The following is a 13,648-nucleotide window of genomic DNA, read 5'->3' on the forward strand; positions in this document are numbered from 1 at the left end:
CTCATCTACATAGAATAAACAAATGAGGCTATACCCAGTACAGGATTAGTAGAGGAGAGAAAACCATGAGTATAATTACTATTCAACAGCGTACTGCCCAGCATGCTGATCTACGACAGCTAATTGCAGAGCTGGATGAGGATTTACTGCTACGTTATCCGCCAGAGCTGATTCATGGTATGGATCTGGATCATCCCGATGTGGAGAACAATACCTTTATGGTCGCTTATGTGGATGACCAGCCCGCTGGCTGTGGCGCGATTCGTAAGCTAGATGAGCAGTATACAGAGCTAAAACGGTTTTTCGTTCGTGGTACGTATCGTCGGCAGGGCATTGCCAGTCGATTGCTGCAAGCGCTGGAGTCTGCGGCAGTAGAGCAGGGCTTTATGGGAATCCGTCTGGAAACTGGAATCAAGCAGCAGGAAGCGATGGCATTTTATGAGCGGAATGGATACGTGCCGATTGAGCTGTTTGGCGAGTATATTGGTGAGGAGCAGAGTCGTTGCTATGAGAAAATGCCACTTCAACCGATAGGGGATGATGTTCAGCATGTGGGGAATTGAGCATTACTGGTTGTTTATACTATCTAGCATTTTGCTGAATATTACACCGGGCAGTGATACGATCTATATTTTAAGTCGAAGTGTGTTTCAGGGGAAACAGGCAGGCTTGATGTCAGTCTATGGGATCATTGCAGGCTCATGCGTGCACACCTTGCTGGCAGGCTTAGGCTTATCGTTGATTCTGATGCAGTCAGCATTTGCTTTTAATCTGGTGAAATGGATTGGTGCAGGTTATCTGATCTGGCTCGGTATTCGTTCGCTGATGACCCGGCACGAAGCGGGAACAGGGCTTCAGCAGACTTCTGGCCAGTCATTGCGCAAGGTATTTTTTCAAGGAATGCTAACGAATGTACTGAATCCGAAGGTAGCGCTATTCTTCCTTGCCTTTATTCCACAATTTGTTGATCCGACGCAAAGTATGGGCGCGTTGCCATTCTTGCTGCTTGGATTCACCTTTAGTGTGACCGGTCTATGCTGGTGTCTGTTGCTCGTCTTCTTCTCTAGCAAGCTGGCGCATCGACTTCAATCGAGCAGAGTTTCTCGTTATATGAACCGTATTACAGGCAGTGTCTTCGTACTGCTAGGGCTGAATCTGCTACGTACTACACGCACCATGCCGTAATAGCCGGATATAGGATAAGATGTAGCAGCATTAATATCCACAGGCAGAAGAATCGTTTGGAATTGAATGTTATGATCTGTCGATCGTTCTTGATAGGAACGGAAAAGCGCTGTATATAAAAAGAAAAGCCCTGTATGCATCCATTATGGAGCGTACAGGGCTTTTGGGTTTAGCGAGCATACGTAGCAGCTGATGCTACAGCGCAGTGGCGTTCCAGCCAGTGCAGCAGATCAGCTGTAACCTCGTCACGGTTAATATCGTTCAACGTTTCATGTCGTGCACCTGGATATAGCTTCAATTCAACATCCGAAATGTCCAGCTTACGATACTGCTCATACAATCGCTGCACACCTTTGCCATATAAGCCTACCGGATCGCGATCACCGCTGAACAGATAGATTGGCTTCTGCTTCGGAATCCGCTGCATATACTCTGGGCGATGAATTTCCATGAGCAAGCGGAAGAAATGCACATAAAAGCGTACGCTCACCGGCTTCGCGCAGTAAGGATCATTCACATATTGAGCGACCTCCCCCGGATCGCGGGAAAGCCAGTCGAATCGAGTAGCACGCGGACGTGGCAAGCCGCGATTGTACGGGCCAAATACAAGCGCATGCAGTAACGGGCTGCGATACAGCGGTCCACGTAGCCGATGCTCCAGCTCCGCAATACGTGCGCCAGTCGACAATAATCCGCGAGGGCCATTTGAACCCGATAAAATAAAACCATCATACTCCTCAGGATGACGGTACATTAGCTGTTGTACGACAAACGAGCCCATACTGTGCCCGAGCAAAAATAAAGGCAACCCCGGATGCTCCTGCCGAATCAATTGAGATAGCTGGGATAGATTCTGTCCCATCCAGTAAAAGCCATCCTCACCCGGATCGCCTAGCTCCTGTAAAGATGCTGCTGTCTGCCCGTGCCCACGATGATCATTCGCATATACTGCATAGCCCTGTTCAGTAAGTGCAGCCGCAAGACGGGCGTACCGTGCTGCGGTTTCCGACATGCCATGCGACAATTGTATAACCCCACGCAGTCCGGGCTTGCTCTGCATATGATCAGGTAGCCACTCATATACATGAACCGCAACGCCCTGAGGGTCTATCATTCGAAATGTACGTTGTTGCATGAATCGATCGTCCTTTCTATCGGTATCCTATGTGTACGTATATGGAGAATGCATATGACAATATTCCGATACTTCTCTATCCATTAGCTTACTATAAAATACCAGTTTTGAGCGTAATAAAATGCCAACATTATAGGGTTATTAACCCAAATTCAGCGATAGATTTACAGTATTCTTCCATTTTTAAAGGGAGATTTATTTCATAGCTACAGGTTTATGCTACGGTTTGAATAGCGAAGTATGCTGGATGATGTCGTTATTTATAATTCAAATTGACGAACGTTCCATAGACTGCTAAATTAGTTTTAATCTTGTGATGGAGGCGGTATGGTCATGAAATTTGTCTTTTTCTCTCCACATTTTCCTAGTAGTAGTAGTGAGTTTGCCATTCGGCTACATCAAGAGGGCGCGACTGTGCTTGGCATTGGTGATGCAGAGTACACCAGTCTGGAGCCTCGTTTGCAGGCGGCGCTGACGGAATATTACCGTATTGACAGCATGGAACAGCAGGATGATATTTTACGTGCGGTTGGATTTTTTACCCATAAGTATGGCAAGATGGATCGCTTTGAATCGATGAATGAATACTGGCTGGAAAGCGATGCTCAGATGCGAACGGATTTTAACATCGAGGGCACAAAAGCCGATTTTGTAGATAATCTCAAGCAAAAATCAAAAATGAAAGACTTTTTTCAGAAGAGCGGCGTAGATACCGTTCGTTTTCTCAAAAATCCAGATCAGGAAAGTGCAGCTGCATTTATCCAGCAAAATGGCTTTCCAGTGGTCGTGAAGCCTGATCTTGGCTCAGGTGCAAGCATGACGTACAAGCTGAGCGATCAGGAGGAGCTGGACTACTTTTTACATACACGTCCTGAGGATACCGAATTTATTATGGAGGAATTCGTCGATGGTATTATTTTGACCTATGACGGATTGATTGATCGTGATGGAATCATTCGTTTTCAGGCGAGCCACCGCTTTGAGCAGAGCATTATGAAGGTGGTTAGTGATGATGATCATTTGCGTTATTTTTGCTTGAAGGATGTTGATCCTGAGGTGGAGCAGGCAGGACGCAGTATTTTGCAGGCATTTGATATTAAGGAGCGGTTCTTCCATATTGAGCTGTTCAAGTCCAATAAGGATGGCAGATTGATCGCGCTGGAAGTTAATATGCGTCCACCAGGAGCATGGATGACGGATGCGATTAATTATGCGTACGATGTGGATGTCTACTCGCTGTGGGCGCAGATGGTTGTGCACGGTGGCAAAGGCGAACCACCAGCCGGGCATTACTACACTGGCTATGCAAGCCGCAAGGATTGGAAAACATATGCGCATACGCATGAGGATATCGTACAGCAATTTGGAGAAGGCATTGTACGCTACGGAGAGATTGAGGTGATCTTCAGTCGTGCCAGTGGCAATCGTGCCTATCAGTTCCGAGCAGATACATTAGAGCGTGTACGCGAGATGGCTGATTACATTCAGGCGGAGCGTTATTGAGTAGAGCGTTACGCAATAAAGGTATTGAATAGAGCACTAAGCTTATGCAGTAAATGAAGCATGCTATACAAATGGAGTGGCGATCCGTAGATCAGGCGAGATGCTCGCTACGATTGAATGTCTACGTGGTTAGGTCAACAGGGGTCACCTATAGACAAGCAGAAGGGCGGAAGGCGCGAATATGGTAAGTGTACAATACCGCAAAGAATACAGTCCGGCACTTGGCCGTGACATGGAATACAAAATTTACGGGGATCGTGGCAAGCCTATGCTCGTCTTTCCCACATCGCTGGGGCGATTTTACCAGTATGAGGATTCAGGTATGATCGACGAGCTAGCCGATTGGATTCATGCTGGTAAATTGCAAGTCTGGACATGCGATAGCATCGATGAGGAAACCTTCTTCTCCTCACACTGGAACATCGAGAACCGGATCAATCGACATGAGCAATATAATGCGTATATCGTCCATGAGCTGATTCCAAGCATTTTGTATGAGAGTCAGCACAACAATGGCGGTCATGAGCAAAAAATTCTAATCAGCGGCTGCTCCATGGGCGCTTATTATAGCAGCAATTTCTTCTTCCGCCACCCACACTATTTTGATACCTTACTTGCACTAAGTGGCGTCTATTCCGTGCAACACTTTTTCGGCGATTATCGCGATGGCGCCGTATATTATAACTCACCGCTCGATTATCTTCCGAACTTGCACGACGAATTGATAGTCGAGCAATACCGACGTAGCCGAATCGTCATTTGCTGCGGACAGGGCGCATGGGAGGACGAAATGCGCTACGAAACCGGACGCTTGCAGCAAGTACTACAGGAAAAGCACATCCCAGCTCAAATCGAATTCTGGGGTCACGATGTCGACCACGAATGGCACTGGTGGCGCAAGCAGATTCGCTATTATATGAGCGGACTGCTGTAAATGTAAAAGCAACATGATTACAACTTGCCATTCATAAAATAAGTGAAAGAATAGCCTGCATGATGTGCTTAGCACATCATGCAGGCTATTTTTAAGCTGTCGTACGAACGACAATTATTTATCTGCTGCACCTCTGAAGGGCGAAGAATCTGCGAATATACACTAATCATATGATGCATCCAACATCCAGTAGTGTACATATCCAGATCATTCATCCAACTAACTAAGGCAAATACGAACGAATCACCGTACAATTCCCATCCAGCGTATAGCCCCCAAGATTAGCAGGCAGCAAGAAGCACTGACCACCTTTAAGCGGCGTGCTATCTCCATCCCACGAGAGAGTGCCTTCCCCATCTGCAACGACCAGAATCGTAAAGCTGTCCGGTGTGGTAGACAATTTCCATGCCTGCTGAACAATGCCCTTTTCCACAACAAAATAAGGCGAACGAGCCAGCTCCAGCCATTCACCAGCTGCCAGTCCGTCAGTCTTCATCGTTGTTGCGCCAGCGCCTTCATAGGCGATCACATTCAGCGAATCCTCGATATGCAGCTCACGCGGCTTACCATCCAGTCCCAGACGATCATAATCATACAGACGATAGGTCGTATCGGAGTTTTGCTGAATTTCGGCGACCAGTACACCTGCACAGAGAGCATGTACCGTTCCTGCTGGAATATAGAATGTATCACCAGCTTGTACAGGCACTTCTTGCAGCTCGTCCATAATGCGGTTCTCATGAATGGCTGCCGCCAGCGTTTCGCGTGTCACGCCTTCCTTCAGACCATAGATGATCTTCGCACCGGGCTTCGCGTCCAGCACGTACCACATTTCTGTTTTACCAAGCTCGCCCTGAGGCAGACCGGAATAGGAATCCGTCGGATGTACCTGTACCGACAGATCATCATTGCAATCCAGTAGCTTGATCAACAGAGGGAAGCGTCCATTGGTCTCGGATACCCCTTTTGTGCCGAACCAGTCACGTCCGAATTTCTCACGTAGCTGATCCAGCCCCATGCCGTCCAGCTCACCACCGATTACAGCGGTCGTCCCATTCGGGTGGTCAGCGATCATCCAGCCTTCGCCGATGACACCTTCTGGAATGTCCCAGCCGAATTGCTCCAATGCACGTCCACCCCAGACGCGCTCTTTAAATTCAGGTTGAAATTGTAGAGGGTATGGCTTTGTCATGATATTCTCTCCTCACATACATATACGTATTGGTGTACCGCAGTATGTATAGCGGTCCTATCCATCAGAAGCTTATGCTCTGATCTTATGGTGAATGCCTGCATCCATCTTAGCGTGTCGATTGGAAGAATTCCAGGCGCTCTCCGTCTGGCCCATCGAAAAAGAAATAACGGCTTCCATTGGGCAGCGTCGTAATCTCTGCATCCAGACCATTTGGTTCTAAACCACGAATACGCGCAAATTCTTCCTCTACATCATCGACGGAAAACGCCACATGATGCACTCGACCTTCCTGTGGAAGCTGATCGGAATAGCCTTGAACGAGCTCAATCTCTGTGTCCGAATGTCCCGGAAAAGCAAGGAAGGCAAGGCGAATCTGGGCATCAATATGACCAATGGTCTCCAGATGCTGCAAACCGACAACCTGCTCATAAAATGCGATCGATTGTTCAATCGATGAAACCATAATACCGACATGCTCGATTTTGCGTACTGCCATAATGGTTGCACTCCTTTTACGATAATAAATGCCAATCATGCTACAGCCAGGCGTGCAGCATTTAAATTATAAGCGCAGTTCCAGCAAATTGCATCCGTGCCGAAGTCCCTAACTAAGTCGCTACCTGCCAGCGTATTCCATTAAGTCTGAGCCGAAATTTGTCCTTTTTTGCGTTCGATCGCGATCAAATATGGAGCATCCGCACGTTGCAGCTGCCGATAGATGATACACTGTGCCTGCCATACAGGCAGAGCAGCAGCCCACTGCTGGACAAGTTCTGCTTCCTCAGCGCCGCCAGGATGCCCTGGATATAGCACAATCGTTAAAATACCACGGGGAGATAGTAGCTCCAGCGCGATGTCCAGTGCAGGCAAGGTAGAATGGGGTGTAGTAATAATTGAATGGTCACCTGTAGGCAAATAGCCTAGATTGAACATAATCGCTTGTAGCTGACCGTGCAGCTTCGTAGGAATATGTTCCTTCATACGATCATGGCTAGCTAACACGGGTGTTACTGTAGCAAGCGACTCATCCCCATGTCGACTCAAGCGCTCCATCGTATGATCGAGTGCTGCCTGCTGGATATCGAAGCTATAAATATGCCCTTTAGGCCCTGCGGCACGGGCAAGCATCAGTGTATCTGCTCCTGTGCCTGCCGTCGCATCAATAGCCGAAGCGCCTGATACAGATTCCAGACGCTCCGCCGCAAGCTTATGGGCAAAGCTTAATACGGACATAAATCCCATCTTACTTGCCCCTCCAGTATTTGCCCTGCCAGCTATCCCGGCGCGTCAGCTCCGCATCAATCCCGGTTAACACTTCCCATTTATTCAAGCTCCACATCGGTCCAATCAGTAGATGACGCGGCGCATCACCAGTGAGTCGGTGGACGATCATTTCCGGTGGTAGCATCTCCAGCGTATCGGCGATCAGACCGATATATTCATCCTGCTCTAAGAAACGTAGCAGACCCGCTTCATATTGCTTCACCATCGGCGTTTTACGCATCAGATGCAGCAGGTGAATCTTAATGCCCTGTACATCCATGTTAGCAACCGCACGCCCGGTTTCCAGCATCATCTCATGCGTTTCCTGCGGCAAACCGTAAATAATATGCGTACATACTCGAATACCGCGTGCACGCAGCTTGGCAACTGCTTCTTCGTAGCACTGCGTATCATGTGCGCGATTGATGAGCGTCGAGGTGGATTCGTGAATCGTTTGCAGTCCCATTTCCACCCATAGATAGGTGCGCTCGTTTAGTTCAGCCAGATAATCCACCACATCATCAGGCAGACAATCCGGGCGAGTTGCGATCGATAGACCGACTACGCCGGGCTGCTTCAAGATCAGCTCATAGCACTCACGCAGCTCCTCAACCGGAGCGTACGTATTCGTATAGGCTTGAAAATAACCGATATACTGCGCCTGTGGCCATTTACGGTGCTGCCGATCACGAATCGTCTCAAATTGCGTAACCAGATCATCCCGTCGCCAGCCAGCGAAATCGCCTGATCCGCGTGCACTGCAAAATGTACAGCCGCCAGTGGCAATTTTGCCATCACGGTTCGGACAGGTGAAGCCAGCATCCAGCATAACCTTGAATACCTTGCCACCAAATTGCTCTTTCATCTCTGTATTCCAGGTGTGAAACCGTTTATCACTCCATAATAGGGGCTGTTGATGTATCGCTTCCATAAGAACTCCTTTGAGTTAAAAATTTGAGTGTTTAAGTAAATGATCACTATCGTTGCATATAGAGGATTGTAACAAAAATGCACAACCATTGAAAATGATATCCATCGCTGATTCAATAGGTTACTGGCGGGGTACATATATAGTGCTGACTAAAAACGGCGGCTTCATGGTTTATGTATAAGATTCTAATTTGCATTTATACGCAAAAATCGATAGACTATGATTGCCTAAATATCGTTGGACCCCAATTCCAAATATAGAAAAAAGGATTTTCCGCATTCATTTTCGGGTGCTGAGGGTCCTTTTTTCCTTTTTAGTCTTTACATTTCACGGTTTCTTCGTCAAAATAATTCCGTACGAGACAAGCGATAGAGCATATTACCGGGTGAGCCTGCAACCGGAAGGGAATAACACCGGAAGCACGAACTTATTTGAAAATCGGAGGAAGAAGATGCGTTTAAGAGGAAGAAAAGGGATTCGCGAGGATCTGGAGCAGCAGCAGGATCTGGTCGTATTGAGTCCTGAAATGTATAAAGGTAAATGGCGTGAGCGTTTTAACAATGATTATCCGATCCATGTGGAATTCGGAATGGGGAAAGGACGCTTCGTTAGTCAGATGAGCGTACGTAACCCGAAAGTAAACTATATTGGCTTTGACATGTATGATGAGCTGGTTCGCCGTTCGGCGGAGAAGACGCGCATTGCATGGGAAGAAGCAGGTATGGGAACACCAACAAGCATTCAAATGGCACTGGCGAATATCGAGAATATCGAAGATATTTTTGAGCCAGGCGAGATTGAGCGTGTATATTTGAATTTTAGTGATCCATGGCCGAAAAAGAAGCATGGACGTCGTCGTTTGACACATCCACGTTTTCTTGAAAAATATTGCCGTTTGCTGAATGATCGCGGTCAGATTCATTTCAAAACGGACTCAGAGACGCTGTTCGAATTCTCGTTGAACTCATTTGCAGATTATGGCTTGCAAATGACGAATCTGAGCCTGAATCTGCATCGTGATGGCATCAATGAAGATCATGTGATGACCGAGTACGAAGCGAAGTTTATGGGTAAGGGGATGCGCATTCATCGCTGCGAGGTCATCGTAGGTAAGGACGCGCTCGCCGAATATAACAAGGTTCGACTGGATCAGTACTAAGCTCATTCGCATACAGAGTCCATAGCTCTGCAAAGTAAATAACAATAAACAAAGCAAGGTCTTAACCGATTCAGGTTAAGACCTTGCTTTGTTCTACCATATCCATAATGCTACGAGCGCATTCGGTTGGATTATAACGGTCGATTTGTTCTAGCTTGAGCTGGCGCTGCGTCACAACCGCCTCATAATCATGAATTAGCAGATTCATCCACTGATGCACGATACCGGGTGATGTGATCGGCTCACCCCAGCCTTGCTCGGTAAAATATTGCGAATTATGTTCTTCCTGACCAGGTAGCGGATTGTAAAATAACATCGGTATCGCTTTGGCGAGACCTTCCGTACAGGTCATGCCCCCTGGCTTGGTCACAAGCAGATCGGCAACCTCCATCAGCTTGTCGATTTCTTTTGTGTAGCGAATCAAATGAATATGTTCATGATTGAAACGCCTATCCTGTCTTGCACGCTCATATGCTTTTTCATTACTGCCAAAGCAGAACAGAAACTGTACATCATCCGCATAGCCGGTTAACTGGCTGCTGATCGATTCATCTGCCATGCCCCAGCCGCCACCCATCACAAGCACGGTAGGCATATCCTTGAGTCCAAAGCGGCTACGAATCTCCGCTTTACTCGGGTGTTCCCAGAAGTTAGGGTGAACAGGAATGCCAGTCACATGAATGCGCGAGCTATCAATCCCGCGAAGCTGTAATTTGGAGCGAACACCATTCGTCGAGACGAGATAGCGGTTCACTTCTGGAATGACCCATGTTCCATGTGCATCGTAATCCGTAATGACCATACATAGAGGAACACGTAATCCAAGGCGCTTTAATCGGGCGATAACGGCACCTGGAATCGGATGCGTACATACAATCACATCCGGTCGGAGTTGACGAATAACGTTATGTGTATGGGTATAAAAGATACGATGAAGCGCCAGTGTCGCCAGACGATTGATCGACTTCTTATACTGGCTTTTGTACATCATCTGTATCAATTTGGGCTGCGATATAACCGTTTTTTTATAAGCGGTGATAATGAGCGGCGCTACTTTGGGATTAAGGAAACTGCCAAGCTCCAGCACACGTGTCTGGATATTTGGCGAGATTTTACGTAAGCTGCTCGATAGCGCATACGCAGCCTGTGTATGACCTGAACCAAAACCTTCCGACAGAAGCAGCACTCTGTATTTTGTCACGTTCATTTCACCTTTTCTGAAAGGTATTCTCTACATTATTGATCATAGCAAGTCATGTCGTCTAGTGTCTGTAATATACCTGTAACATATTACTGTAATGTTACAATAACCCCTTTAAGGCCATAATGCAAATGTACCGAATGCAACACCTGAACCGATCAGCATACCAACCAGAACATCAGAAGGATAATGCAGTCCAAGATACATTCTGGATATAGCTACCAGTAATGCGATAGGTAGCAGCCATGGAATGGTCGCGGTGTTCGCTAACATAAACGGAACCGTAACCGAGAAGATCGCTGTCGTATGACCTGATGGAAATGAATGGTCAGTCAGCGGATTGCGAAAAGTAATCGTTTCTGGAATCGCCAGATATGGACGTATACGTGGATACAGCTTTTTCGCGATAGCGACAGGGATGTGGCTAATTGCGAGCGCAATCGCTGCTTGTAGACCCGCCAGACTCCATGGCTGTGGTGCCAGTAGCCAGATCGCCAGTGTTGCAATAATCGTGAAGGTGGCTCCGCCCAAATTCGTTAGGTAGTAGAAGAAGAAGTTCAGAAATGAATTATGAAGCCGGGTGTTGAACCATCTAAAAATATATTGCTCCATAGTTTGTAAGCGGATAAGAAACTGACGCATGAGAGACCCCCGTATATATTGCCGTATTTGGCTTAAATTAATCATATTTTTATTCTTTAACCATTTCAAGCATTATAACGTTAAGTAGCGGTTAAATTACCTCTATCCTTCTGTTAAGCAGATTCATTTTGAAATGGAATGAGCGATATACCGCTTTCTTATTCTAAACTTACCCTTTAACCGGAACAGTCATTCATCTTTATGCAGAAGTGCTCTTCTAGTCTGTGTCACGTTCATTGTAAAAAGCAGCAGTCTGAATAGATTACCGCATAAGGGAGGTGTGGAGCAACGAAGGTAGCCAAATAGCAAATGCCTGCTTCATGTTCACCAATTAGATTGATTCAACCGAAATTAAAACGTTTATAGGAATGGCAGACAAGCTAAGCGGAAATGACAGCCGCTAGTTACCCGTCTTCATTTTCCTTCCTACACACACATAACATACAGTTGATTCCCAAATACACAACAATCGAACCAAAAAAATGATGTAAATATGAGACTAAAGATTTAGAAACCGAGCAAAACAGCGATAAATGGCGAGAAACAGATATTCAATTATATTCTGCAACATTCCTGTAATATATTACGTCTATATTACAGAGTTTTCACGAAAGAATGAAAAATACCGCTTTGACAAAAGATTCAAAAGTGTGCAAAATCTTAATGTCCGCATCAATATGTATGATCATTTCAGGAATTTGCAAAATTTGCGGAAGGAACATTCATCCTTCATAATGAAACACGCACACGCTGTAACACAACTGAAATATGAAAATGAAACGGCAGTCTAATTAAGCATACTGCTATCTGACACATTGACTCAAGTGAAAAAAGAATGCTTTATCGTTATTCATTTGTTTTTAAGAGGGTTTACCACTGAAGGGGGTCACACAAACTCATGGGCAATATATTGGACACCATTTTTATTGTATTGCAGATTATACTCGCATTCGTTGCGGTATATCAGTTCGGTTTTTCATTATTCGGTATTTTAAAACGCAAGCGCAGGCCTGACCATGCACCGCAAAAGTCATTTGCGATTCTGGTCGCTGCTCACAACGAGGAGCAGGTTATCGGCGCCTTGATGGAAAACTTGAAGCAAATGGATTATCCGAGAGAGCTATACGACGTATTCGTTATCTGCGATAACTGTACAGATAGCACAGCTGATATCGTTAGAAGTCATGGCATGAACGCATGCGTACGTACCAACCCGAACCAACGTGGTAAAGGTTATGCGATTGAATGGATGCTGCGCGAGCTGTGGAGCATGGAGCGTCAATACGATGGGATCGTAATGTTCGACGCAGACAATCTGGCTGCACCGAACTTCCTGCAAGAAATGAATAACGACATGTGTGAAGGCGCACGCGTTATTCAAGGTTACATTGATACGAAGAATCCTGAGGATTCCTGGATCACTGCGGCATACGGCGTATCGTACTGGTACATCAACCGTCTGTGGCAGCTGTCTCGCCACAACCTGAACATGGCGAACTTCCTTGGCGGTACAGGCATGTGTTTCGAAAATGAACTACTGAAAGAAATCGGCTGGGGAGCAACAAGTCTGGTAGAAGACCTGGAGTTCACTATGCGTTGTGCCGAAAAAGGCATTTACCCAAAATTCAGCTATGATGCCAAAGTATTTGATGAGAAGCCACTGACATTCAAAGCTTCTTCCCGTCAACGTCTGCGCTGGATGCAAGGTCACTTTACCGTTGCTCGTCGTTATTTCTTCCCACTGTTGTGGCAAAGTATCAAGCAATTCAACATCATCAAGTTTGACCTTGCGCTGTATAGCGTCAACGTATACATCGTTCTGGTTACCTTCCTGATGACGGCTGGCGTATGGATCGACACCGCTATTCTGGGTGGTCCACACATCTCGTCCATCTACAACTACCTGCCGTTGTGGGTAGCGTATGTAGCAATTGCTGCGAACGTTGTAACGTTCATCCTGGCTATGGTGCTGGAAAAGGTCAAATCGTGGAAAGTATACCTGTATCTATTGCTGTTCCCAATCTATGGTCTGTCCTGGTGGCCGATTACGTTCTACGCGTTCTTCACACAGAACAACAAACAATGGAGCCACACGCAGCATACACGCGTGGTGCGCATTGAGGACGTACATGGTAGCAAGCAGAGCACGCTGTAATTTAACTGAAGTGGTCTGATCGCCTTTCTAAAGAAAGATGATCGACCAGCTCATATACAAGTGAAAAAGGCGTAGCGCTCTCAAGATTGAGCGCTACGCCTTTTTTTATGGAAAATGACTAGTAACGCTTTATCATCCTATACGGTAGGGTACGATAGTGAGCCATATGCGGGTAGATAACTGCTAAAATAAAGACATCAAATTAAAGCAGTCTAAGTACTTTTGAAAATATAGAGTTGGTTATAAAATAAATAGAATAAAGCTGTTGACACTCGATAGTAGCCATGATATACTAATCAAGTGTTTTTGGAACAACTAAACGAATGAATAAGTAGAAGCCTGTCT

13 protein-coding genes are annotated in these 13,648 nt (G+C 46.2%); 6 read left to right on the forward strand and 7 right to left on the reverse strand.

The genetic code is table 11. The features are described from left to right. Window positions 1-65: 65 nt before the first annotated feature. Together IEX62_RS02440 and IEX62_RS02445 are read left to right on the forward strand one after the other, a co-directional pair. On the forward strand, window positions 66-563 hold the full coding sequence (locus IEX62_RS02440) for a GNAT family N-acetyltransferase (protein WP_188773803.1): 498 nt from the start codon (window positions 66-68) through the stop codon (window positions 561-563). Continuing rightward, on the forward strand, window positions 550-1,185 hold the full coding sequence (locus IEX62_RS02445; protein WP_188773804.1) for a LysE family translocator: 636 nt from the start codon (window positions 550-552) through the stop codon (window positions 1,183-1,185). The genes IEX62_RS02440 and IEX62_RS02445 overlap by 14 nt, the downstream gene beginning before the upstream one ends. A gap of 169 nt (window positions 1,186-1,354) precedes the next feature. Here IEX62_RS02445 and IEX62_RS02450 read toward each other — a convergent pair whose 3' ends face one another. Beyond that, on the reverse strand, window positions 1,355-2,320 hold the full coding sequence (locus tag IEX62_RS02450; RefSeq protein ID WP_188773805.1) for an alpha/beta fold hydrolase: 966 nt from the start codon (window positions 2,318-2,320) through the stop codon (window positions 1,355-1,357). Window positions 2,321-2,653: 333 nt separating this feature from the next. Here IEX62_RS02450 and IEX62_RS02455 point away from each other — a divergent pair, with 333 nt between their 5' ends. Together IEX62_RS02455 and IEX62_RS02460 are read left to right on the forward strand one after the other, a co-directional pair. Further along, window positions 2,654-3,823, forward strand: a complete 1,170-nt coding sequence (locus tag IEX62_RS02455; protein WP_188773806.1) for an ATP-grasp domain-containing protein — start codon at window positions 2,654-2,656, stop codon at window positions 3,821-3,823. A gap of 181 nt (window positions 3,824-4,004) precedes the next feature. Further along, the gene (locus tag IEX62_RS02460; RefSeq protein ID WP_188773807.1) at window positions 4,005-4,757 is read left to right on the forward strand and encodes an esterase family protein; all 753 of its coding nucleotides are present in this window, start codon (window positions 4,005-4,007) and stop codon (window positions 4,755-4,757) included. A gap of 223 nt (window positions 4,758-4,980) precedes the next feature. Here IEX62_RS02460 and IEX62_RS02465 read toward each other — a convergent pair whose 3' ends face one another. From IEX62_RS02465 to mnmL, 4 genes are all read right to left on the reverse strand, one after another. After that, window positions 4,981-5,949 (reverse strand): type I phosphomannose isomerase catalytic subunit, encoded by a 969-nt coding sequence (locus IEX62_RS02465; protein ID WP_188773808.1) that lies wholly within the window; start codon window positions 5,947-5,949, stop codon window positions 4,981-4,983. A 109-nt stretch (window positions 5,950-6,058) separates the two neighbouring features. Beyond that, the gene (locus tag IEX62_RS02470; protein ID WP_188773809.1) at window positions 6,059-6,448 is read right to left on the reverse strand and encodes a VOC family protein; all 390 of its coding nucleotides are present in this window, start codon (window positions 6,446-6,448) and stop codon (window positions 6,059-6,061) included. A 140-nt stretch (window positions 6,449-6,588) separates the two neighbouring features. Continuing rightward, complete coding sequence (gene mnmM, locus IEX62_RS02475) at window positions 6,589-7,194, reverse strand: tRNA 5-(aminomethyl)-2-thiouridylate-methyltransferase MnmM (protein WP_188773810.1); 606 nt, start codon at window positions 7,192-7,194, stop codon at window positions 6,589-6,591. A 1-nt stretch (window position 7,195) separates the two neighbouring features. Then, a complete protein-coding gene (gene mnmL, locus IEX62_RS02480; protein WP_188773811.1) occupies window positions 7,196-8,146 on the reverse strand; it encodes a tRNA modification radical SAM protein MnmL/YtqA in 951 nt (316 codons plus the stop codon). A gap of 451 nt (window positions 8,147-8,597) precedes the next feature. Here mnmL and trmB point away from each other — a divergent pair, with 451 nt between their 5' ends. Continuing rightward, complete coding sequence (gene trmB, locus IEX62_RS02485; RefSeq protein ID WP_188773812.1) at window positions 8,598-9,305, forward strand: tRNA (guanosine(46)-N7)-methyltransferase TrmB; 708 nt, start codon at window positions 8,598-8,600, stop codon at window positions 9,303-9,305. A gap of 70 nt (window positions 9,306-9,375) precedes the next feature. Here the strand turns inward: trmB and IEX62_RS02490 are convergent, their stop codons facing one another. Both IEX62_RS02490 and IEX62_RS02495 read right to left on the reverse strand, forming a co-directional pair. Then, window positions 9,376-10,506, reverse strand: coding sequence for an MGDG synthase family glycosyltransferase (locus tag IEX62_RS02490; protein WP_407673691.1), 1,131 nt, complete (start codon window positions 10,504-10,506; stop codon window positions 9,376-9,378). 114 nt (window positions 10,507-10,620) lie between these two features. Continuing rightward, on the reverse strand, window positions 10,621-11,148 hold the full coding sequence (locus IEX62_RS02495; protein WP_188773814.1) for a phosphatase PAP2 family protein: 528 nt from the start codon (window positions 11,146-11,148) through the stop codon (window positions 10,621-10,623). A 907-nt stretch (window positions 11,149-12,055) separates the two neighbouring features. On the opposite strand from IEX62_RS02495, the gene IEX62_RS02500 reads away from it, so the two are divergent. Next, complete coding sequence (locus tag IEX62_RS02500; RefSeq protein ID WP_188774038.1) at window positions 12,056-13,303, forward strand: glycosyltransferase family 2 protein; 1,248 nt, start codon at window positions 12,056-12,058, stop codon at window positions 13,301-13,303. The last annotated feature ends 345 nt before the right edge of the window (window positions 13,304-13,648 follow it).

The sequence above is a fragment of the Paenibacillus hunanensis genome (genome assembly GCF_014645615.1).
GTDB classification, from domain to species: Bacteria; Bacillota; Bacilli; order Paenibacillales; family Paenibacillaceae; genus Saccharibacillus; species Saccharibacillus hunanensis.

Bases quoted from the DNA above. Each gene is read 5' to 3' on its own strand.
- IEX62_RS02440 (WP_188773803.1), top strand. From the start codon at position 66: ATGAGTATAATTACTATTCAACAGCGTACTGCCCAGCATGCTGATCTA.
- IEX62_RS02450 (WP_188773805.1), bottom strand. From the start codon at position 2,320: ATGCAACAACGTACATTTCGAATGATAGACCCTCAGGGCGTTGCGGTT.
- IEX62_RS02455 (WP_188773806.1), top strand. From the start codon at position 2,654: ATGAAATTTGTCTTTTTCTCTCCACATTTTCCTAGTAGTAGTAGTGAG.
- IEX62_RS02465 (WP_188773808.1), bottom strand. From the start codon at position 5,949: ATGACAAAGCCATACCCTCTACAATTTCAACCTGAATTTAAAGAGCGC.
- IEX62_RS02470 (WP_188773809.1), bottom strand. From the start codon at position 6,448: ATGGCAGTACGCAAAATCGAGCATGTCGGTATTATGGTTTCATCGATT.
- IEX62_RS02460 (WP_188773807.1), top strand. From the start codon at position 4,005: ATGGTAAGTGTACAATACCGCAAAGAATACAGTCCGGCACTTGGCCGT.
- IEX62_RS02495 (WP_188773814.1), bottom strand. From the start codon at position 11,148: ATGCGTCAGTTTCTTATCCGCTTACAAACTATGGAGCAATATATTTTT.
- IEX62_RS02445 (WP_188773804.1), top strand. From the start codon at position 550: ATGTGGGGAATTGAGCATTACTGGTTGTTTATACTATCTAGCATTTTG.
- trmB (WP_188773812.1), top strand. From the start codon at position 8,598: ATGCGTTTAAGAGGAAGAAAAGGGATTCGCGAGGATCTGGAGCAGCAG.
- mnmL (WP_188773811.1), bottom strand. From the start codon at position 8,146: ATGGAAGCGATACATCAACAGCCCCTATTATGGAGTGATAAACGGTTT.
- mnmM (WP_188773810.1), bottom strand. From the start codon at position 7,194: ATGGGATTTATGTCCGTATTAAGCTTTGCCCATAAGCTTGCGGCGGAG.